The sequence below is a fragment of the Peribacillus suis genome, from assembly GCF_059384845.1.
On record NZ_CM182019.1, the window covers coordinates 1376307 to 1397688 of the forward strand.

Below are 21382 nucleotides of genomic sequence, written 5' to 3' on the forward strand. Positions count from 1 at the left end.
AGAGGGATGGAAAAATGAAGCTTCACGCATTACTAACTTATTTACACTCCTTGGATGCGCATGAAGGAGAAAATCCGGAGATTACCTCCATTGAAAATGATAACCGTAAAGTTAAAGACGGAAGTTTATTCGTTTGCATAAAAGGTTATACAGTGGATGGTCATGATTTTGCCCAATCAGCCGTAGAAAATGGCGCTGCAGCTGTCATTGCTGAACGACAGCTTAACTTAAATGTACCTGTGATTGTTGTCCGTGACTCAAGTAGGGCCATGGCCGTTCTCGCTGATGCATTTTACGGTCACCCAACCCAAAGGATGAACCTGATAGGAATCACCGGTACGAACGGAAAAACGACCACAAGCCATTTGCTTGAAAAGATTTACGAAGATCAAAAGAAAAAAACGGGCTTGATCGGTACGATGTATACAAAAATCGTCGATAAAGTATTTGAAACGAAGAATACGACGCCAGACAGTGTCACGCTTCAGAAGGCTTTTCATGATATGGCTGAAGCTGGTGTCTCAACGGCCATCATGGAGGTCTCTTCGCATGCTCTTGAACTTGGCCGTGTTCATGGATGTGACTATGATATAGCAGTATTCACTAACTTAACGCAAGATCATTTAGATTTCCATAAAACGATGGAGCGATATAAACATGCGAAATCATTGTTATTTTCCCAGCTGGGCAATGCGCAATTGGAAAATCGCCCTAAATATGCAGTCCTAAATGCGGATGATGAAGCAACAGCCGATTTTATTAAGGCGACTGCCGCTACAGTTGTTACATACGGAATTGATAAAGATGCTGACATTAGGGCGAGTGATATACAGATTGGCGCTCAAGGCACGACTTTCACTTTAACAGCTGGCAGGGATATACGTAACGTTAAGTTGCAGTTAATTGGGAAATTCAGCGTTTATAACGTCCTTGCTGCCATTGGCGCGGCTTTATGTGGGGGAATTAACCTAGATGAGACCATAGCATCAATTGAATCAATAAAGGGTGTTACCGGTCGTTTTGAGCTTATTATGGCGAATCAGGATTTCCCCGTCATAGTTGATTATGCGCATACACCAGATAGTCTTGAAAATGTCTTGAAGACCGTAGGGGAGTTTGCAAAAAGTAAAATTTTCGTGATTGTAGGTTGTGGTGGAGATCGTGATAAGACAAAACGGCCCATCATGGCAGCGATTGCCTGCAGATTGGCAACTGACCCGATTTTCACTTCCGACAATCCGCGCAGCGAGGATGCACTGCAAATCCTTCGTGATATGGAAGCGGGAGTTGAAGGAGAAGAATATACGGTGATAGTGGACCGAAGAGAAGCGATTGAGTATGCCGTTTCAAAAGCCGAAGCGGGAGACGTCATTTTAATTGCAGGAAAAGGGCATGAAACTTACCAATTGGTCGGAGATGCCATCCTTCACTTTGATGATCGTGAAGAAGCAGAAAAAGCAATTCAAACAAAATTGGGTGCAAATTAATTCACGCCCGCCAAACAAAGAAATAGCAACAAGGATAATGTATATTTGAATTGTGTTAGGAATGAGGGAGTAGGAATGTTGGAACAAGTAATTTTTTATACAATTTTGATGGCATTTTTAGTAACGGTTCTTCTATCACCAATCTTCATACCGTTTTTAAGAAGGCTGAAATTTGGGCAAAGTATCAGGGAGGAAGGCCCACAATCCCATCTAAAGAAGACAGGAACGCCTACTATGGGCGGATTGGTGATTCTATTATCAGTCACCATCGCTACATTAGTTATGACATTTAAATTTTCAGAGCCATCCACTGAAACGTACTTATTATTATTCGTTACCTTAGGGTTTGGTTTACTAGGGTTCTTGGATGATTTTATCAAAGTCGTCATGAAACGGAACCTAGGCTTGACTTCAAAACAAAAACTTCTAGGCCAAATCGTGATATCCGTCATTTTTTACTTCGTTTTCAAACAGACTGACGGCTTCAACCCTGAATTGACGATTCCAGGTACTGATTTTTCCATTAATTTTGGTTGGGCGTACCTAATTATCGTGATTTTCTGGTTGGTAGGTTTTTCTAATGCCGTCAATTTGACTGATGGATTGGATGGTCTCGTTTCAGGAACGTCCGCGATTGCCTTCGGTGCTTTTGCCATACTTGCTTGGAGCCAGTCACAATACGACGTGGCGATATTCTCAGTGGCAATCGTCGGCGCAGTCTTAGGCTTTCTAGTCTTTAATGCCCACCCAGCAAAGGTGTTTATGGGGGATACAGGATCGCTAGCCTTAGGGGGAGCGATTGCTACGATTGCTCTATTAACCAAACTTGAATTGCTGTTGGTCATTATTGGTGGAGTCTTCGTCATTGAAACTCTATCCGTCATTTTACAAGTAGGATCGTTTAAGCTTAGAGGTAAGCGTATTTTTAAAATGAGCCCGCTTCATCATCATTATGAGCTTTCTGGCTGGTCTGAATGGCGCGTGGTCGTGACGTTTTGGACAGTTGGATTATTGTGTGCGGTACTCGGAATCTATTTAGAGGTGTGGATATAAATTGAAAGAGACAGAAAAATACTCAGAGAAAAAAGTTTTGGTATTAGGTTTGGCAAAAAGCGGAGTCACGGCAGCTTCGCTTCTACATAAATTAGGTGCGTTCGTAACAGTCAATGATATGAAGCCACTATCGGAAAATCCGGAAGCACAAGGGCTTCTTGAACAAGGGATAAAAGTCATTTGTGGCAGCCACCCGATTGAGCTATTGGATGAGGGATTCGAATTCATTGTGAAGAACCCAGGCATTCCTTATAGCAACCCGCTTGTTAAGGGTGCATTGGAGAAAGGCATTCCGGTCATCACAGAGGTAGAACTCGCTTACCAAATCAGTGAAGCACCATTTTTGGGAATCACGGGTACAAATGGGAAAACGACCACTACTACGTTAATATTCGAAATGATGCAAGCTGGTAAGAAGTCACCACTTATTGCTGGAAATATTGGAACGGTAGCATCCGGTGTTGCTGAAAAGGCAACAGCTGCAGATACGATCGTCATTGAATTGTCATCCTTCCAATTGATGGGAATTGAAGAATTCCGGCCAGAAATCTCAATCGTGACGAATTTGTATGATGCCCATTTGGATTATCATAGTTCCAAACAAGAATATGCTGAGGCGAAAGCGGCGATTGCAAGAAATCAAACGGCTTCTGATTTCATGATTTTCAATGCAGATCAAGTGGATGTTAAAAACATGACCAAGAAGACGAAGGCAGAACTTGTACCATTTTCTACAGAAGTTAAGCATGAGAATGGGGCCTATGTAGAAGACGGAGCGGTGTATTTTCGCGGTGAAAAAGTGATTGCCGTTTCGGATATTGCCCTCCCGGGAAAACACAACTTGGAAAATGTGCTGGCTGCTATTTCTGCAGTGAAATTGAAGGGTGTGTCTAATGAGGCCATTCATACCGTTTTGACGACTTTCGGCGGTGTGGAGCACCGTCTGCAATATGTTGCAACGATTGAAAAACGTAAATTCTATAATGATTCCAAAGCGACGAATATCCTTGCAGCATCCAAGGCGCTTACTTCATTCACTGAACCGGTTATTTTGTTGGCTGGCGGATTGGACCGAGGTAATGAATTCGACGAGTTGAAACCGGCTATGAAACACGTCAAAGCGGTCATCACATTTGGTGAAACGGCAGAGAAAATTGAACGGATAGCTAAAGAATTAGGAATAACCCATATAAAACGTGTCGATAATGTAGTAAAGGCCGTACCTGTTGCTTTTGATTTATCGAATGAAGGCGACTGCATCCTCCTCTCTCCTGCTTGTGCAAGCTGGGATCAATATAAAACTTTTGAACAAAGAGGAGACATGTTTATGGAGGCTGTGCATAAACTTAAGTAAGAGCTTTCGCAGAAGGAAGTGAACCTGCTTCTACGTTGACACCTTGAAAAAAAAGCGATAATGAGCCGTTATCGCTTTTTTTGACTTAAGTGCCGCTAAAAAAGTGGCATATCAGGTAGTGTTTTATATTCGTACAGGCTCGAAAAACTTCCTAGAGGTGGATGTCCGTGCCATTAAAAAAATCCAATCCTGATCTTATTCTCATTATCGTCACCTTAAGCCTTTTGACAATTGGTTTAGTTATGGTTTACAGCGCCAGTGCAATTTGGGCAGACTATAAATTCGATGACTCCTTTTATTTTGCTAAAAGACAGTTGCTGTTTGCCTGTGTAGGTGTCGTAGCCATGTTTTTTATCATGAATGTCGATTACTGGACATGGCGCACTTGGGCCAAATTGCTAATTATTATCTGCTTCATCTTACTGTTGGCCGTTTTGGTACCAGGTATCGGGATGGCAAGAAACGGGTCCCGGAGTTGGATTGGCGTGGGAGCTTTCTCCGTACAGCCGTCCGAATTCATGAAGTTAGCGATGATTGCTTTTTTAGCTAAATTCTTATCGGAAAGACAAAAACTGATCACTTCCTTTAAAAAAGGGATGATGCCATCGTTGGGCATTGTATTTTTAGCATTTGGGCTTATCATGTTACAGCCTGATCTCGGTACAGGAACAGTGATGGTTGGAACATGTATCGTGATGATTTTTATTTCAGGTGCGAGAATCAGCCATTTTGTTGGCCTAGCCCTACTCGGAGTAGCTGGTTTTGTCGGCCTTATTTTATCGGCCCCATATAGGATAAAACGGATTACCTCCTTCCTCGATCCTTGGGAGGACCCGCTTGGAAGTGGATTTCAAATGATCCAGTCGTTTTATGCAATCGGCCCCGGTGGGTTGTTCGGCCTCGGATTAGGACAAAGTCGTCAAAAGTTTTTCTATTTACCAGAACCGCAAACCGACTTTATATTCGCGATACTATCTGAAGAATTAGGGTTCATTGGAGGTTCACTTGTGATTTTATTATTCGCTCTCATGCTATGGCGTGGGATACGAATCGCCCTTGGTGCGCCAGACTTATATGGTAGCCTGGTAGCGGTTGGGATCATTGCAATGGTAGCTATTCAAGTCATGATCAATATTGGCGTGGTCACTGGTTTAATGCCGGTTACCGGTATCACCTTGCCCCTATTAAGTTATGGTGGCTCCTCCCTGACACTCATGTTGATTGCCATTGGCGTACTGCTGAATATCAGTCGGTATTCAAGGTTTTAAAGCAAGATGATATACATTTCTTAAAGAGGAAGCCCGTCATAAAATCGGGCTTCTTTTTTGGTGAATGCATGGATTGGAATGGTTGCCGGTGATTTGCCCGGCCCCGTATGAGAAGATTTTGAAAAAAATGAAATGGTGCTTAAATATTACCAAAGAGGAATGTTGGGATATCTACAATAAATATTGGCAATACGGCCTTGTTTAGACTATAGTATAAGAGGGTTCGACCGAAGAGGCGCTTACTCTTGCTCATTTTCAAGTTAAACAAAATAGTGTTTTTGATATTGCATAATTAGAGGCCTCATTACGGTGGGGAAATGAAACTTATAATGTTAAAATCTAGGTGCACAAGGAGGTTAATCATGGATAAAGCGATACAACAATTAACCGACATGCAAATCGGCAAGATACTGGAACATGAGCCACTTGCTAATCATACGACAATGAAAATTGGTGGACCCGCGGATCTATTCATCGAGCCATCCTCCATTGAAAATATTGAAAAAGCGATGAAGGTCATCAAAGATAATAATTTGCCATGGAGAGCAATAGGAAGAGGTTCAAACCTCCTTGTCAGCGATGATGGAATCGAAGGTGTGGTACTGAAGTTAGGTAAAGGTCTGGATCATCTTGAAATCAATGGGACGGAAGTGAAGGCTGGAGCTGGTGTTTCCCTTGTAAGTTTATCAGTGAAGATTAGTAAAAAGGGATATGCCGGGCTGGAGTTTGCCAGTGGAATTCCAGGTTCCGTTGGTGGTGCTGTGTATATGAATGCAGGTGCACACGATTCGGATATGAGTGCCATCCTTAAGCAAGTGCATGTCCTATTTGAAGATGGAACCTTGGCTTGGCTTTCTAAGGAGGAAATGGAGTTTTCGTATCGAACATCTCTCCTTCAAAAGAAAAAACCTGGTATCGTGCTGGAGGCCATCTTCCAATTAGAAGAGGGTAACCGAAGTGAAATCGTCGAGAGAATGCAGAATAACAAAAACTATCGTAAAGATACCCAACCATATAACTTGCCATGTGCTGGAAGCATTTTCAGGAATCCACTGCCAAGACATGCAGGAAGGTTAGTGGAGGATGCTGGCCTTAAGGGGCATTCGATAGGTGGGGCCCAAATTTCCCCTATGCATGGAAACTTCATCGTCAACACTGGTAATGGAAGTGCGGCAGACGTGGAAGCTCTGATTCAACACGCGAAGGATACGGTATATAGCAAGTATGAAATTGAATTGGAAACAGAAGTAGAAATCATCGGGAGAAAACAATAGGATATTCATTCTTTATATCCAAATATTGTGGTATAATGTGTTACTTGAAAAATTCTATTTCTTATTTTTTGGTGAGTGTCACCAATCATCCATTTTAGGAAGAGGTGAAATAGGTGGAAAAGGGGAAAATCGTTTCCATTGAGGACCGCATTCCTAAGCTAAAGCAAATTAGAAAGAGCAAAGCAAATAGACGACTTGTTCTTTTGCTTTCCCTTTTCTTCATTTTGGTTGCTTGTGTATTATATTTTTTATCCCCGCTAAGCTATGTGAAGTCCATAAAGGTAGAGGGAAACCAGTATATTACTTCTAAGCAAATTATTAAATTAAGTAACATCAAGAAAGACCGAAGCATCTGGAAAGTTGACACGGGAGAGACTGCCGCCAACATAAAAAAAAATCCGGATATAAAAAGTGCCAGTGTTGTACCTGTTTTTCCTAATTCCGTTAAAATAACGGTTTCTGAGCATACTAGAATTGCCTATTTATCCATGAATGGTAAATTTGCTCCGATATTGGAAAACGGTGACATCCTAAAAGAGTTAGAGAGTGGTGAAAATCCAGTATTTGCCCCTGTTTTAATTGGTTTCAAAGAGGGTAAAGCATTAAAGTTACTTTTGGAGGAACTGGACAAGCTTCCTGTGGCCATACAAAATGCTATTTCCGAAATTCACCATGACCCGACTAAAACGGATAAATACCATATTGTTATGTACATGAATGATGGATTTGAAGTTAGTGCGACAAGTCGTACTCTATCTGAGAAAATGATACACTATCCATCCATTATCAGCCAATTGGATCCCGAGGTAAAGGGAGTCATCGATCTAGAGGTCGGTTCCTACTTTAAAGCCTTTGATGAGTCTGAACAAAAGGAAGACGAGTCGGAGTGAATCCGTTGCTTTAACGACAATGATTGAACTAAAGTTAGCGTACATTTTCGGAAAAGAATAAGTGTTTGACTAACATAAAAAAAGCAAGTACAGGATGACCGAATGTAATCCGTTTTTAGCTAAAAATGGAAGTGGATAATGTGGGTCTGCACTGATTTTGCTGATAGTGCCAGTAAAAATGAGACTCCAAGAACTATACATATATGGGTCCTTCTCCGCCTTTAATGGGATAGGGGACCATGCCCCAACTGGTTGATTCTCTTGAGTGCTAAAATCCATGGATTTTAGTTGGACCTTATATTCATTTTGTAGTCTTTGTTGCATGCGGAATTTTTAATGTGGGGAGTTGCGGGGTCGTATCAAACTTCCCATGAAGATGTGGTATTGGCCGTTGTATTCTTATTTAATAATAGTTTTATCTGCAAGTTTGACTTTTCTAGGTGTACATCTTGGTGTAGACTTGTATTTAGCTGGAATCTTTGTATTTACGTGTGAAACTTTCAAAATACGGGTGAAATTCAAAGGGCACAGTTGGATAAGAGATTTTTTTCTGAAAAAAATGGAAAAAATCTATATTATTAGAGGGAATTGCGGTATAAATGCCGAATAGATTAAGTCAGTATTAAGTTTAGGTAAGACATTTAGATACCAAGAGACGAACGATAACTATTATAAAGATTGTAAACCTACGAGTTTTCTCTTAATAATACGAGATGACATTTATTATAATATTAGCGAGTTGTAATTAGGTCTGTTATTCTAAAATGAATAGGTCTTTTGATAGGATAATGCTATTCTACTAATATATGTATAAACTGAAGGAGGTGCCATGGAATGAACAGCAACGAAATCTACGTAAGTCTTGACATCGGTACATCCAGTGTAAAAGTAATCATTGGGGAAATGGTCAATGACACATTAAATATCATAGGCGTAGGAAATGTAAAATCAGAAGGGCTAAAGAAAGGCTCCATCGTCGATATAGATGAAACAGTCCAATCCATTCAAAAGGCCGTAGAGCAAGCTGAACGAATGATAGGAATGGAAATCAAAAAAGTGATCGTCGGTATCAGCGGGAACCACGTAACGCTTCAGCCTTGCCATGGGGTAGTAGCCGTATCTAGTGAAAATAAAGAGATTAATGAACACGATGTATTCCGTGTTAGAGAAGCCGCTGAGTTAATTACCATACCATCGGACCGGGAAATTATCGATGTGGTGCCGATTCATTATAAAGTTGATGAGTTGGATGAAATTAGCGATCCAAGGGGCATGATTGGCGTCCGTCTGGAAATGAGAGGCATATTAATAACAGGTCTGCGGACAATTTTACATAATTCCTTGCGGTGTGTGGAACGAGCAGGGTTAGAAATAACGGATATTGCCCTTCAGCCATTGGCAGCAGGTGGGCTGGTTTTATCGAAGGATGAAAAGGAACTTGGAGTAGCGCTTGTCGATATTGGGGGAGGTTCTACCACTCTAGCGATTTTCGAGCAAGGCTATCTACAATATACTTCCGTGATTCCTATAGGCGGTGAGACGCTTACAAAGGATCTCTCCATTGTACTAAGGACTACCATGGAGGAAGCTGAAAAAATTAAAATTAAGCATGGCCATGCCTTTTATGATGATGCGTCAGAAGACGAAGTATTCCAGATACCAATCATCGGCAGCGACCAGCAACAACCATGTAACCAGCTGATGCTCTCAGATATAATTGAGGCGAGGTTGACCGAAATTTTCGAGTTAATACAAGATGATTTGAGAAGACTTGGTTTTCAGGAAGTACCGGGAGGGTTCGTATTGACCGGTGGGGCCGTTAAGATGCCAGGAGTACTGGAACTTGCTCAGTATGTATTCCAAAATCGTGTCAGGACAGCCGAACCAAATTATATTGGTGTCAGAGAACCGCAATATACGACAGCTGTCGGTCTAATTAAACATGCGTGCAAGAAAGAGAGAATGCAAAAGAACACCACAAATAAAACTCCTGTACCAGCTGGTCAGGCACAAGAGAATAATGACCAGCGGAGCCAGAAGTCCTCTCAGAAACATAAAGAGAACACGGCTAAAAAACAAGGTGAAAAAGGTGAATCGAAATTCAAAAAAATCTTGGGTTACTTTTTTGAATAAAAACAAAAAATCGGGAATTTCGTCAAAATAGGAGGATTGTCATGTTGGAGTTTGATTCTAATTTAGAACAATTAGCAACGATAAAGGTTATAGGTGTTGGCGGCGGCGGTAACAATGCGGTAAACAGAATGATCGAACATGGTGTACAAGGTGTCGAATTTATTTCTGTCAATACTGATGCGCAGGCACTTAATTTATCAAAAGCAGAAGTTAAAATGCAAATCGGCGGTAAGCTTACTAGAGGATTGGGTGCTGGTGCGAATCCTGAGGTAGGTAAAAAAGCGGCAGAAGAAAGTAAAGAACAAATCGAAGAAGCGCTAAAAGGCGCTGATATGGTTTTCGTAACGGCTGGAATGGGCGGCGGAACTGGTACGGGTGCTGCCCCAGTTATCGCGGGTATCGCTAAAGATCTTGGTGCACTGACAGTTGGTGTCGTTACACGTCCTTTCACGTTTGAAGGACGCAAACGTGCAACCCAGGCGCAAGGTGGTATTGCCTCCATGAAAGAATCGGTCGATACGCTTATCGTCATTCCGAATGACCGACTTCTTGAAATTGTTGATAAAAGCACACCTATGCTTGAAGCATTCCGTGAAGCGGATAATGTCCTTCGTCAAGGGGTACAGGGGATTTCAGATTTGATCGCTGTTCCTGGTCTTATTAATTTGGATTTTGCCGATGTTAAGACCATCATGTCAAATCGTGGATCGGCCCTGATGGGTATCGGAATCTCCTCTGGAGAAAACCGCGCCGCTGAAGCAGCTAAAAAAGCGATCTCCAGTCCGTTGCTTGAAACGTCCATCGATGGGGCTCAAGGGGTTCTATTGAACATTACTGGTGGAACGAACCTAAGTTTATTCGAGGTCCAAGAGGCAGCCGATATTGTGGCCACCGCTTCTGATCAAGAGGTAAATATGATTTTCGGTTCTGTCATCAATGAAAACTTAAAGGACGAAATTGTTGTTACAGTTATTGCGACGGGCTTTACCGAAGCTGAAACGTCCATGCGAGCTCCGGGTCGTTCAACACTTGGACAGCAACAACAGCAAACGAGACCTCAAACACAAGCGCCTACACCTAGTGTAAATCGTGAAGTGAAGAGAGAAGAAGTGAACGAACAGCCTACAAGGAATAATAATCAAGGACAAGGTGAGGAAGCTTTGGATATTCCAACCTTCCTACGCAATCGTAATAGAAGGCGTTAATTTGAAAGAGAAAAGGTCGTTCCCTATGGGAGCGGCCCTTTTTTTGCTTTTTTCGGAAAGATGTTTCGATTGATTATTACTGGTTAATCGCCATATGGACTTTTAAGGCCCTAAGAGCTGCTCTCCACCTGTTTGAACCGTTGGGCTATGCCCTGATCCATAAAATTCATGAAAGGACGTAAAGGCGGCTGGAATGGATAATGGATTTCCAACTTGAATTTGGAGAAGGTCCTTTATAACAATGGAACTCTGAGAAGAGAAGCTGAAAGAAATTCTATCTTCTACAACCCATAAATCGACAGCTTTAAATGAGGGAGCGTAACTGGTATGAAGCAGTCTTGAAAAAATCAATAGCTGTTTTTCTACAAAAAGGCTAAAAAAGACTGAAAAACTCTTAAGTTTCCTGTACAAAAAGTGACACACTTTCTATTATCAGGTGCGTTATACTTTTTGCTAGTGGAAGGTTAGATTCTAAAAGGAGGGGTGAGTGTTTGACCTTATATTTAGATGTGATTTGGTTATTGAATTGGTTATTTGACTGCCTCCTCTTATATTGGACTGCAATCATTCTCAAACGGCGGGTCGCCCTTTGGCGGGTTTGTGCCGGCGGGCTGATAGGTTCTCTAATCATCGTATTGGCATTTACCCCTTTTTACGCAATGGCTGACCAATTTTATATGAAAATCGCATTTTCTCTTTTTATGGTCCTGGCCACCTTTGGGTTCATCAGATTCAACCTTTTCCTGAAGTCATTAGCCACTTTATACTTTGTCACGTTTTTATCAGGTGGGATCCTCCTTGGCCTTCACTATCTATTCGAATATCAAATCGTTTCCAAAAACCCTGGTCAATATGCCGGAATCAATCGTTTTGGTGACCCCGTCAGCTGGATTTTTGTGATGGTGGGCTTCCCGCTTGCCTGGCAATTTTCCAAGCGTACTCTAGAAGGAATGGAGATGACAAAACTAACGCATGAGCAACTGGTGTCAGTCACGGTGAAAGTATCAGAGTTTGAAGGGACTTTTCAGGGGCTTGTGGACAGTGGGAATCAATTATATGATCCAATAACCCGTTCGCCTGTTATGATCATTTCACTTTCTGGAGATGAAGCTGGAATCCCTGCGGATATGGTTGAATTGTTCAAGAATCCGGACATCCTGGTCCGACAGGAAGAACAGCCTGAATATACATGGACGGGCCGTATGCGCGTAATTCCATATAAAGTGGTGGGGCATGAACATCAATTGCTAACGGCCATCAAGCCGGACTTCATTAAAATATCCCAAGGGGAAAACGAGTATCAAGTCAAGCAGGGCCTTGTGTCGTTTACCTTTCAACAACTTTCTGCGGACAATAGCTATCAATCTATCGTCCATCCAAAAATGTTAACCGGGATTCCGGTGAAAAATGCCTCATAACATTTTGCTCTTTCAATTTGGCTCCACAATTCGTCTATTTTAGAAGGGAGAATTATTTTGAAGAAATTTATTCTTCGGCTCACCTATTTTTGGTACAAACTCTTGTTCAAGCTCGGATTGAAGACGGACGAAATATTTTATATAGGAGGAAGTGAGGCGCTCCCGCCCCCACTTTCAAAAGAAGAAGAGGCAATATTGATCAATAAGTTACCAAAAGGCGATGAAGCTGCCCGCTCTATCTTAATCGAGAGGAATCTAAGGCTTGTCGTCTATATTGCAAGGAAATTTGAGAATACGGGAATCAATATCGAAGATTTAATTAGCATTGGGACCATTGGCTTGATTAAGGCAGTCAATACATTCAATCCCGAGAAAAAAATCAAACTTGCTACATATGCTTCGAGATGCATCGAGAATGAAATATTAATGTATTTAAGGAGAAATAATAAAATCCGTTCGGAAGTTTCTTTTGATGAGCCCTTGAATATCGATTGGGATGGAAATGAACTCCTGCTCTCAGATGTTCTGGGGACTGATGATGACATCATCACTAAGGATCTAGAGGCGAATGTGGATCGGAAGCTACTGACGAAAGCCCTGACGCAGCTCTCTGATCGTGAAAAACAAATAATGGAACTTCGATTTGGACTTGCTGGCGGAGAAGAAAAGACGCAAAAGGATGTTGCGGATATGCTCGGGATTTCCCAATCCTATATTTCAAGGTTGGAGAAAAGAATTATTAAACGGCTAAGAAAAGAATTTAATAAAATGGTGTAAAAAAATATTTCGAGTATAAAGCTTTTGAGACCGTACTTTCTTGTGCTTGGATGAAGAGATGTTTTGATTTTTCAAAAATACCCTATGCATATTTTTCCCTCCCGCGGAAATACTGTTTTTTGTACAGCACTCCTGTGAGGAGGGAAGAATTTTGTCTCGTAACAAGGTTGAAATCTGCGGTGTGGATACATCGAAATTACCGGTTTTGAAAAATGATGAAATGAGAAAACTCTTTAAAGAATTGCAAGGTGGCGAGCTTTCAGCAAGAGAGAAACTGGTAAACGGGAATCTTCGACTCGTTTTGAGCGTCATTCAACGCTTTAACAATCGGGGAGAATATGTAGATGATCTATTTCAGGTAGGCTGTATAGGGTTGATGAAATCGATAGATAATTTTGACTTGGGTCAGAACGTAAAGTTTTCAACGTATGCTGTACCAATGATTATTGGAGAAATCAGAAGGTATCTTCGTGATAATAATCCAATACGTGTTTCCCGGTCTTTAAGGGACATTGCTTATAAAGCATTGCAGGTTAAGGAAAAACTTATCAGCCAGACTCTACGTGAGCCCACAGCTGAAGAAATCGCCAAAGTGTTAGGATTACCGCACGAAGAAATTGTTTTCGCGTTAGATGCAATCCAAGATCCAGTATCCCTTTTCGAACCGATTTATAATGATGGCGGGGACCCGATTTATGTACTCGACCAATTAAGTGATGAAAAAAATAAGGATAGTACCTGGATCGATGAGATAGCCATAAACGAAGGGATGAGACGGTTGAATGACCGTGAAAAAATGATCCTTCGTAAACGATTTTTCCAAGGGAAGACCCAAATGGAGGTAGCCGAGGAAATCGGCATTTCACAAGCGCAAGTCTCCCGCTTGGAAAAAGCGGCAATCAAGCAAATGAATAAAAACATTCAACAGTAAAAGCTGAGCACGAGTAACAGTTGACTGAAGCGGGTAAGGGTGATTCTCTTGCCCGCCAATCAGCAACCTAGCCGTAGCGGCTTTTTTTTAGTTTGCTCAAGCCACTGCATAAAGACCTTTATTTCCCGATTCCTTCATTCTTGAACAAAACCAGTCATATACATAAAAAAAGGTTTTTTATCTGGAGAAACACATTTCAGGAGGAGCTGAATGGCGTGACTAGAATTTCTGAATTTCAAATTAAGGATATCGTCAATATAGCAGATGGAAAGAAATTGGGTAATATGACAGACTTAGAAATCAATACGGGGACGGGAATGATTGAAGCAATCATTGTTTCGAATAGTACCAGGCTAATGGGCTTTTTTGGGAGGGAGCAAGATATCGTGATTCCTTGGCGAAAAATAAAAAAAATTGGGGCGGATGTCATCCTTGTCGAACATCAGACGATATTTCAAACAGAGCTGAAAGATGAACGGTTATAGGGGTACCTTTAGAGGGTATTAGAAGGATATTTATGATACACTAAACTAAAAATAAAGAGGAATGAAAGCATGAAAGAACCTTTTGTTTTAGTCGAAGATCAATATTTGCTTGTTGATAGCTGGAGACAACAAAATCTCCAGCTTGTGGCGGGCTTTACAACGAAAAACGGAGGAGTCAGTTCTGGCTGCTTTACATCATTGAATACCGGCTTTCATGTTGGGGACAAGATAGGGGATGTACAGGCAAACCGCCGAATTCTTGCTGAAAAACTATCTTTTCCGCTTAATCATTGGGTAGGGGCCGAGCAGACTCATGAAACTCATATCCAGCAAGTAACGACTCGGGATTGTGGGAAAGGCGCCACTGATTATCCTTCTGGTTTTAGGGCGACAGACGGTTTTTATACGAGTGATAAAAATGTTCTACTGACCCTTTGTTATGCGGATTGTGTGCCTTTATATTTTTATGCTCCTACACATGGAATGGTTGGGGTGGCACATGCCGGCTGGAAGGGAACCGTTAATGGCATTGCGCACAATATGGTAGAGGCGTGGATACATGAAGGTATAAAACCATCAGAAATATTTGCCGTAGTTGGGCCCTCTATTTGTTCGAGATGTTATGTTGTAGATGATAAAGTCATAGATTTAGTGCGGAATTTGCTGGAAGAAAATGACGAGAAGCCCTATAATTTAATTAGTGAAGGACAATATCAACTAGATCTTAAAGAACTGAACGCCATGATCATGGAGAAATCTGGAATCCCGAGGGAGCAGATTGCTGTGACTTCATATTGTACAAGCTGTGATGAGGATTTATTTTTTTCCCATCGCCGGGATAATGGGAAAAGTGGTAGGTTGATGAGCTTTATTGGTTGGAAGGAGGATCTTGAAAAGCGATGAAAGTTGCAGAAAATCTAAAAAACATCGAAGAAAAAATAAATGAAGCGTGTAAAAATAGTGGCAGGCATCGGGAAGATGTCAAATTAATCGGGGTTACAAAATATGTTTCCATCGAGAGGGCAAAAGAGGCATTGGAAGCCGGTGTCACTGATTTAGGTGAAAATCGCGATCAAGGTTTATTGAATAAATATGAAGTGTTGAAGGATACACCGAACTGGCATTATATCGGTTCCATGCAGACACGTAAGGTTAAGAATGTCATTGATAAAGTTGCTTATATTCATTCTTTGGATCGTATATCGTTGGCAGAAGAAATACAAAAACGTTCAAAAGAGCCGATAAACTGTTTAGTGCAGGTCAATGTTTCTGGTGAAGAGTCTAAACACGGTCTGAATCCAGAGTCGACGCTTGAATTTATTAAAGAACTAGGGGCTTTTGACAAGGTGAAGGTCGTTGGGTTGATGACAATGGCACCTTTTACAGAGGACGAACAGGTACTCCGAGGTTGCTTCCGTACATTAAAAAACCTCCAACTGGAAATTCAAAAAGCGGAATTGACTCATGCTCCATGCTCGGAATTATCCATGGGGATGTCCAATGATTTTATGATTGCCATCGAGGAAGGCTCTACCATGATTCGGATTGGTACTGCACTGGTAGGCGAAGAATTATAAGGAGGTACGTAAAAGATGTCATTCGTATCAAAGTTTAAATCCTATTTCGCGCTGGATGATGAGTATGAATATAAGGACGAAGTGGTGGAGGAAGAGGAGATGGAGCGTAAAGCGGTAAAGCCTGCAAAACAGCAGACCCCACCTGCTTCTACAGGAAATAATCCAAATCAAAATATAGTAAGTTTGCAAAGCGTGCAAAAATCTTCTAAAGTAGTATTATTGGAGCCTCGTGCTTATGCAGAAGCTCAGGATGTCGCAGACCATTTGAAAAACCGTCGTGCAGTCGTTGTAAATCTTCAGCGAATCCCGCATGACCAAGGAAAGCGGATTATCGACTTTTTAAGCGGCACTGTATATGCAATCAGTGGGGATATCCAAAAAATCGGTACAGACATATTCTTGTGTACTCCGGATAACGTTGATGTTTCCGGTAATATTACCGGTTTTGAAGTGGATAAGGAGTACGAAGAAGCGAGGTGGTAATGGTTAATGGCTCTAGTGCTTCAAGGTTTATATTATTTAGTTGAAATTTATTCAATGGCATTAATTGTTTACATATTAATGTCTTGGTTCCCTAATGCCCGGGAAACATCGATTGGCCAATTCCTGGTAAAGATTTGCGAACCATATTTAGAACCGTTCAGAAAATTCATCCCACCACTCGGCATGATTGACATATCACCACTTGTAGCCTTGTTGGTTTTAAATTTTGCGAAGAATTATGGGATTTTTTATCTACAAAGCTTATTCGGATGATTTGTAGTTCATACTAAAGACGTAAAATAATAGAATGGCCAGTAACTACACAGCTAGGTGAATTCTTGGCTGTGTAGTAGTAACGAAGGTGTATGTTACGATTCATTCTTGTGTACAACCATTTATCCATATGTAAGGAGCATGCATTCTACATGAGTATATATCAACATTTCAGGCCGGAGGAAAAGGAATTTATCGACCAGGCAATGAATTGGATTGACCAGGTTAGAGATTCTTATGCTCCTAAACTTTCTGACTTTCTGGATCCGCGTCAGCAGGAAATCCTCACATCCCTATTAGGAAACAAACAGGATGTGCTACTGCAATTTCACGGCGGGAGTGATTTCGTTGAACGGAAACGTGCCCTCATTTATCCTGATTACTACTCTCCTGAATCATCTGATTTCAATATCTCCTTATATGATATCTCCTATCCAAAAAAATTTGTTACACTTGAACACAGGCAAATACTTGGAACCTTGATGTCACTGGGGGTAAAACGTGAAAAATTCGGTGATATTATAGTGACAGAGGAGCAAGTCCAATTTATTGCAACAGGGGAAATGGATTCATACCTTACGGGAAACCTGGATAAGATAGGCAATGCTTCCGTAACCATTAAAAGGATTCCGATTGAGGATATCCTTGTGGTGAAGGACAACTGGGAAGAGCAGGTCAGTACCGTTAGCTCATTAAGGCTTGATAGCGTACTTTCGGCTGTTTTGAATATTTCCCGGCAAAAAGCCCAAACGTTGATATCGTCGGGGAAAACCAAGGTTAATTTCAAGCAAACGGAGAGCGTTTCTGAAGAATGCCGTGAGGGGGATACTCTATCCATCAGGGGTTTCGGTCGATGTAAAATCACTTCAATCGATGGGAAAACGAAAAAGGATAAGTGGAGAATCTCATTAGGTAGGAAAAAATAATTTAGTTGTTAGCAGGATTCACATATTTTTTGTCGAATATAGAGTTTTAATGTAATAGAGTAGAAATTGTTCTGGAGGTGCAACAATGCCCTTAACCCCGATAGATATACATAACAAGGAATTTAGTAAAGTATTTCGAGGGTATGATGAAGATGAGGTTAACGAATTTCTAGACCAAGTCATTAAAGATTATGAATTGATTCTAAGAGAAAAGAAAGAAATGGAAGAAAAATTGAACGAGACGTTCGATCGTTTAGGTCATTTCACGACTATCGAGGGCACGCTTAATAAGTCTATCATTGTCGCGCAGGAAGCTGCAGAAGAATTAAAGCGCAATGCCCAAAAAGAAGCCAAACTGATCATCAAGGAAGCAGAAAAGAATGCTGACCGGATTGTCAATGAGTCGCTTGTGAAAGCAAGAAAAATAGCGATGGATATAGAAGACTTGAAAAAACAATCGAAGGTTTTCCGTACTCGCTTTAAAATGCTTGTCGGAGCACAGCTCGATTTGTTGGATAATGACGACTGGGATCATCTGCTTGAATACGAAGTGGATGCATCTGAAATAGAATTAAATGATGGAGTAGATGAGGAAAATTAAACGTTTCCTTGACTTCAAGCACTTTTTTCGCATATAATTTTTTAACAATACTATTCATGATGACATTAGACGATGACAGGGACAGTAAATTCCTCATATCCTTATATGTAGCGACCCGGGGACGGTGTAAGCCCGGGATAAGAGAAGGAATTGAACATCACCCTTGAGTTCTGAATTGAACCTGCTTATGCAGCAAGTAAACGATGCGTATCATTCACGTTACGAATGCTCGAGAGGAAAGGATTCAGCCGTTTTGTGAATCTTTCTAACCAGGGTGGTACCGCGGGAAGCAAAGCTTTCTCGTCCCTTTTTCAGGGATGAGAAGGCTTTTTATTTTGTCTGCGAATCGGGTCAATCAACTCAAATGAAGTTATGGATAGATGGATGGAGGAATTTTATAATGGAATATAAAGATACTTTATTAATGCCTAAAACTGAATTTCCAATGAGGGGCAACCTTCCGAAGCGCGAGCCTGAAATTCAGGAAAAGTGGAAAGAGATGGACATCTATAAAAAAGTGCAAGAGCACACTGAAGGGCGACCGTTATTCATTTTACATGATGGACCTCCATATGCAAACGGTGATATCCATATGGGTCATGCCTTGAATAAAGTTTTAAAAGATTTCATCGTCCGTTTTAAGTCCATGAGCGGTTACCATGCACCGTATGTTCCAGGCTGGGATACGCACGGTCTCCCAATTGAAACGGCTTTGACTAAAAAAGGCGTGAACCGTAAAGAAATGAGCGTCGCTGAATTCAGAAAGCTATGTGAAGAATATGCATACGTACAGATTAACAATCAACGTGAGCAATTCAAGCGGATTGGTGTTCGCGGGGATTGGGATAATCCTTATATTACGTTAAAGCCTGAATATGAAGCACAACAGATCAAGGTTTTTGGTGAAATGGCGAAAAAAGGCTATATCTATAAAGGGAAGAAACCTGTTTACTGGTCCCCTTCGAGTGAATCGGCTCTTGCTGAAGCGGAGATTGAATACCAAGATAAACGTTCGGCTTCAATCTATGTAGCATTTGAAGTGACTGATGGTAAAGGTGTCATTGATGAAGGTGTAAAAATCATCATTTGGACGACAACACCATGGACGATTCCGGCCAACCTTGGAATTTCCCTACATCCACAATTGAATTATGTGGTTGTTGCAGTGGAAAATGAAAAATACTTAGTGGCAGAAGCCTTATTGGAATCTGTTAAAGAAACGCTTGGATGGGAAAACCCAACTATCGTGAAAACGGTAAAAGGCAGTGAGTTGGATCGTGCTGTAGCGAAGCATCCTCTATATGATCGTGAATCACTAGTGATGTTAGGTGAGCATGTAACGACTGAAGCTGGAACAGGTTGTGTTCATACAGCTCCAGGACACGGGGAAGATGACTTTATCATCGGTCAGAAATATGGCTTGGATGTTCTTTGCCCAGTCGATGAAAAAGGTGTCATGACTGAAGAAGCAGGGGAGTTTGCTGGATTATTCTATGATAAAGCAAATAAAGCGATTTCCGAAAAATTAACTGAAGTGGGAGCCCTGTTGAATCTTACATTCATCACACATTCATTCCCACATGACTGGCGGACGAAGAAGCCGACGATCTTCCGTGCAACTGCACAGTGGTTCGCTTCAATCAAGGACTTCCGTGATGATTTGCTGAAGGCAGTCGAAGAAACGAAATGGGTACCGGCATGGGGTGAAACACGCCTATTCAATATGGTCCGTGACCGAGGAGATTGGTGTATCTCTCGACAACGTGCATGGGGTGTGCCAATTCCAGTATTTTACGCAGAAAATGGCGAACCAATCATCACGGACGAAACAATCAATCATATTTCAGAATTATTCCGTGAGCACGGTTCAAATATCTGGTTTGAAAAAGAAGCAAAAGATCTTCTACCACAAGGCTTTACACATGAAGGAAGTCCAAACGGTATCTTCACTAAAGAAACGGATATCATGGATGTATGGTTCGACTCCGGTTCTTCCCATCAAGCGGTTCTTGAAGAAAGAGAAGAACTTCAACGTCCGGCTGACCTTTATCTTGAAGGGTCCGATCAATATCGCGGTTGGTTCAACTCATCACTTTCAACAGGTGTTGCCGTGACAGGAAAAGCACCATATAAAGGTGTACTTAGCCATGGGTTCGCATTAGACGGCGAAGGACGTAAAATGAGTAAATCTATTGGTAACGTGGTCCTTCCATCTAAAGTTATGAACCAGCTTGGTGCTGATATTTTACGTCTTTGGGTTGCTTCTGTTGATTATCAATCTGACGTTCGGGTTTCAGATCCTATCTTAAAACAAGTTTCCGAAGTGTATCGTAAAATCCGTAATACATTCCGCTTCCTACTAGGAAATCTGGATGGCTTTAATCCGGAAACGGATAAAGTGGCGGTAGAAGATTTGCGTGAAGTGGATCAATATATGCTAGTAAGATTGAATAAGCTGATCACTCAATCAAAACAAGGCTATGAAAATTATGAATTTGCTACCATTTATAATATGGTCAACAATTTCTGTACACAGGATCTAAGTTCGTTCTATCTTGATTATGCTAAAGACATTCTTTATTGTGAAGCGCCAAACGGGAAAGACCGTTTAGCAATCCAAACTGTCCTTTATGAGTCCTTAATCAGCTTAACGAAATTAGTGTCTCCAATCCTGTCTCATACTGCGGATGAAGTATGGACGTTCATTCCGGGTGTAACGGAAGAGAGTGTACAGTTGACATTGATGCCTGAGGAAATCTCTGTGGATAATGCCGAAGCGATTGAGGAAAAATGGACGGCATTCATGCATGTTCGTGATAATGTCCTGAAAGCATTGGAAGAAGCACGTAACCAAAAAGTAATCGGGAAATCACTGAACGCAAAAGTGACCGTTTATGTAAACGAAGAGACAAGGAATCTTCTTGATAGTATCGAGGAGAGCTTTGAACAGTTATTCATCGTATCCGAATTTGATATCGCGGGCGATGTGGCCAGTGCCCCATCCGAAGCTGTCAAACTTGAGGATATGGCCATCCTGGTAACTAAAGCAGAAGGAGAAACTTGTGAACGTTGCTGGAATGTTTCTCAAGATGTAGGTCAAGTGGAAGAACATCCAACACTTTGCCCACGCTGTGCAACAGTCGTGAAAGAGCATTATACGAATTAATCATTTTAGAACGACCGGTTCCCAGTTAATATGGGAGCCGGTTTTTTATTTGAAATGAGAGCGCATTTGAATAAAGACCGG

20 protein-coding genes and 1 other annotated feature are annotated in these 21382 nt (G+C 41.4%); all 20 genes read left to right on the forward strand.

Annotated elements, in window-relative coordinates; translation table 11 throughout:
- Nucleotides 1-14 precede the first annotated feature (14 nt).
- The 20 genes from AC503W_RS06860 to ileS all read left to right on the forward strand — a co-directional run bounded on the left by AC503W_RS06860 (nt 15) and on the right by ileS (nt 21301).
- Entirely contained in the window at nt 15-1487 is a 1473-nt protein-coding gene (locus AC503W_RS06860; RefSeq protein WP_427686453.1) for a UDP-N-acetylmuramoyl-L-alanyl-D-glutamate--2,6-diaminopimelate ligase, read from the forward strand.
- A 75-nt stretch (nt 1488-1562) separates the two neighbouring features.
- The gene (gene mraY, locus AC503W_RS06865) at nt 1563-2540 is read left to right on the forward strand and encodes a phospho-N-acetylmuramoyl-pentapeptide-transferase (protein WP_402868174.1); all 978 of its coding nucleotides are present in this window, start codon (nt 1563-1565) and stop codon (nt 2538-2540) included.
- 1 nt (nt 2541) lies between these two features.
- A complete protein-coding gene (gene murD, locus AC503W_RS06870) occupies nt 2542-3894 on the forward strand; it encodes a UDP-N-acetylmuramoyl-L-alanine--D-glutamate ligase (protein WP_403080037.1) in 1353 nt (450 codons plus the stop codon).
- Nucleotides 3895-4055: 161 nt separating this feature from the next.
- Nucleotides 4056-5162, forward strand: a complete 1107-nt coding sequence (gene spoVE / locus AC503W_RS06875) for a stage V sporulation protein E (protein WP_402868177.1) — start codon at nt 4056-4058, stop codon at nt 5160-5162.
- A gap of 362 nt (nt 5163-5524) precedes the next feature.
- Nucleotides 5525-6436, forward strand: a complete 912-nt coding sequence (gene murB, locus AC503W_RS06880) for a UDP-N-acetylmuramate dehydrogenase (RefSeq protein WP_402956204.1) — start codon at nt 5525-5527, stop codon at nt 6434-6436.
- Nucleotides 6437-6549: 113 nt separating this feature from the next.
- Entirely contained in the window at nt 6550-7326 is a 777-nt protein-coding gene (locus tag AC503W_RS06885; RefSeq protein ID WP_407407285.1) for a cell division protein FtsQ/DivIB, read from the forward strand.
- A gap of 376 nt (nt 7327-7702) precedes the next feature.
- Complete coding sequence (locus AC503W_RS06890) at nt 7703-7936, forward strand: DUF1290 domain-containing protein (RefSeq protein WP_402868183.1); 234 nt, start codon at nt 7703-7705, stop codon at nt 7934-7936.
- Nucleotides 7937-8160: 224 nt separating this feature from the next.
- Nucleotides 8161-9459, forward strand: coding sequence for a cell division protein FtsA (gene ftsA / locus AC503W_RS06895; protein WP_402868185.1), 1299 nt, complete (start codon nt 8161-8163; stop codon nt 9457-9459).
- Between the two features lie 41 nt (nt 9460-9500).
- The gene (gene ftsZ, locus AC503W_RS06900; protein ID WP_402868187.1) at nt 9501-10664 is read left to right on the forward strand and encodes a cell division protein FtsZ; all 1164 of its coding nucleotides are present in this window, start codon (nt 9501-9503) and stop codon (nt 10662-10664) included.
- A gap of 491 nt (nt 10665-11155) precedes the next feature.
- Nucleotides 11156-12082: a sigma-E processing peptidase SpoIIGA gene (spoIIGA, locus tag AC503W_RS06905; protein ID WP_494916521.1), complete on the forward strand. Its 927-nt coding sequence runs from the start codon at nt 11156-11158 to the stop codon at nt 12080-12082.
- 57 nt (nt 12083-12139) lie between these two features.
- Nucleotides 12140-12859 carry an RNA polymerase sporulation sigma factor SigE gene (gene sigE / locus AC503W_RS06910; RefSeq protein ID WP_230158218.1) on the forward strand — a complete coding sequence of 240 codons (720 nt, stop codon included), beginning with the start codon at nt 12140-12142 and terminating at the stop codon, nt 12857-12859.
- 109 nt (nt 12860-12968) lie between these two features.
- Nucleotides 12969-13790 carry an RNA polymerase sporulation sigma factor SigG gene (gene sigG / locus AC503W_RS06915; RefSeq protein ID WP_402868568.1) on the forward strand — a complete coding sequence of 274 codons (822 nt, stop codon included), beginning with the start codon at nt 12969-12971 and terminating at the stop codon, nt 13788-13790.
- Between the two features lie 215 nt (nt 13791-14005).
- Complete coding sequence (locus tag AC503W_RS06920) at nt 14006-14275, forward strand: YlmC/YmxH family sporulation protein (protein WP_402868193.1); 270 nt, start codon at nt 14006-14008, stop codon at nt 14273-14275.
- A gap of 69 nt (nt 14276-14344) precedes the next feature.
- A complete protein-coding gene (gene pgeF, locus AC503W_RS06925; RefSeq protein WP_494916523.1) occupies nt 14345-15178 on the forward strand; it encodes a peptidoglycan editing factor PgeF in 834 nt (277 codons plus the stop codon).
- Nucleotides 15175-15852, forward strand: a complete 678-nt coding sequence (locus tag AC503W_RS06930; RefSeq protein WP_402868195.1) for a YggS family pyridoxal phosphate-dependent enzyme — start codon at nt 15175-15177, stop codon at nt 15850-15852. The genes pgeF and AC503W_RS06930 overlap by 4 nt, the downstream gene beginning before the upstream one ends.
- A 15-nt stretch (nt 15853-15867) precedes the next feature.
- Nucleotides 15868-16335, forward strand: coding sequence for a cell division protein SepF (locus AC503W_RS06935; protein ID WP_402956212.1), 468 nt, complete (start codon nt 15868-15870; stop codon nt 16333-16335).
- A gap of 6 nt (nt 16336-16341) precedes the next feature.
- Nucleotides 16342-16608, forward strand: a complete 267-nt coding sequence (locus tag AC503W_RS06940; RefSeq protein ID WP_402868199.1) for a YggT family protein — start codon at nt 16342-16344, stop codon at nt 16606-16608.
- A 152-nt stretch (nt 16609-16760) separates the two neighbouring features.
- Nucleotides 16761-17534 (forward strand): YlmH family RNA-binding protein, encoded by a 774-nt coding sequence (locus AC503W_RS06945; RefSeq protein ID WP_402956214.1) that lies wholly within the window; start codon nt 16761-16763, stop codon nt 17532-17534.
- A gap of 85 nt (nt 17535-17619) precedes the next feature.
- Nucleotides 17620-18135, forward strand: coding sequence for a DivIVA domain-containing protein (locus AC503W_RS06950; protein WP_402868201.1), 516 nt, complete (start codon nt 17620-17622; stop codon nt 18133-18135).
- A 63-nt stretch (nt 18136-18198) separates the two neighbouring features.
- Nucleotides 18199-18446, forward strand: a binding site (T-box leader).
- An 89-nt stretch (nt 18447-18535) separates the two neighbouring features.
- On the forward strand, nt 18536-21301 hold the full coding sequence (gene ileS / locus AC503W_RS06955; protein WP_402868203.1) for an isoleucine--tRNA ligase: 2766 nt from the start codon (nt 18536-18538) through the stop codon (nt 21299-21301).
- Nucleotides 21302-21382: the final 81 nt, after the last annotated feature.

Coding starts and splice junctions, on each gene's coding strand:
- AC503W_RS06860 (WP_427686453.1), top strand. CDS start 15: ATGAAGCTTCACGCATTACTAACTTATTTACACTCCTTGGATGCGCAT.
- mraY (WP_402868174.1), top strand. CDS start 1,563: ATGTTGGAACAAGTAATTTTTTATACAATTTTGATGGCATTTTTAGTA.
- spoVE (WP_402868177.1), top strand. CDS start 4,056: ATGTCCGTGCCATTAAAAAAATCCAATCCTGATCTTATTCTCATTATC.
- murB (WP_402956204.1), top strand. CDS start 5,525: ATGGATAAAGCGATACAACAATTAACCGACATGCAAATCGGCAAGATA.
- AC503W_RS06890 (WP_402868183.1), top strand. CDS start 7,703: ATGTGGTATTGGCCGTTGTATTCTTATTTAATAATAGTTTTATCTGCA.
- ftsA (WP_402868185.1), top strand. CDS start 8,161: ATGAACAGCAACGAAATCTACGTAAGTCTTGACATCGGTACATCCAGT.
- ftsZ (WP_402868187.1), top strand. CDS start 9,501: ATGTTGGAGTTTGATTCTAATTTAGAACAATTAGCAACGATAAAGGTT.
- pgeF (WP_494916523.1), top strand. CDS start 14,345: ATGAAAGAACCTTTTGTTTTAGTCGAAGATCAATATTTGCTTGTTGAT.
- AC503W_RS06930 (WP_402868195.1), top strand. CDS start 15,175: ATGAAAGTTGCAGAAAATCTAAAAAACATCGAAGAAAAAATAAATGAA.
- AC503W_RS06935 (WP_402956212.1), top strand. CDS start 15,868: ATGTCATTCGTATCAAAGTTTAAATCCTATTTCGCGCTGGATGATGAG.
- AC503W_RS06940 (WP_402868199.1), top strand. CDS start 16,342: ATGGCTCTAGTGCTTCAAGGTTTATATTATTTAGTTGAAATTTATTCA.
- AC503W_RS06945 (WP_402956214.1), top strand. CDS start 16,761: ATGAGTATATATCAACATTTCAGGCCGGAGGAAAAGGAATTTATCGAC.
- AC503W_RS06950 (WP_402868201.1), top strand. CDS start 17,620: ATGCCCTTAACCCCGATAGATATACATAACAAGGAATTTAGTAAAGTA.
- ileS (WP_402868203.1), top strand. CDS start 18,536: ATGGAATATAAAGATACTTTATTAATGCCTAAAACTGAATTTCCAATG.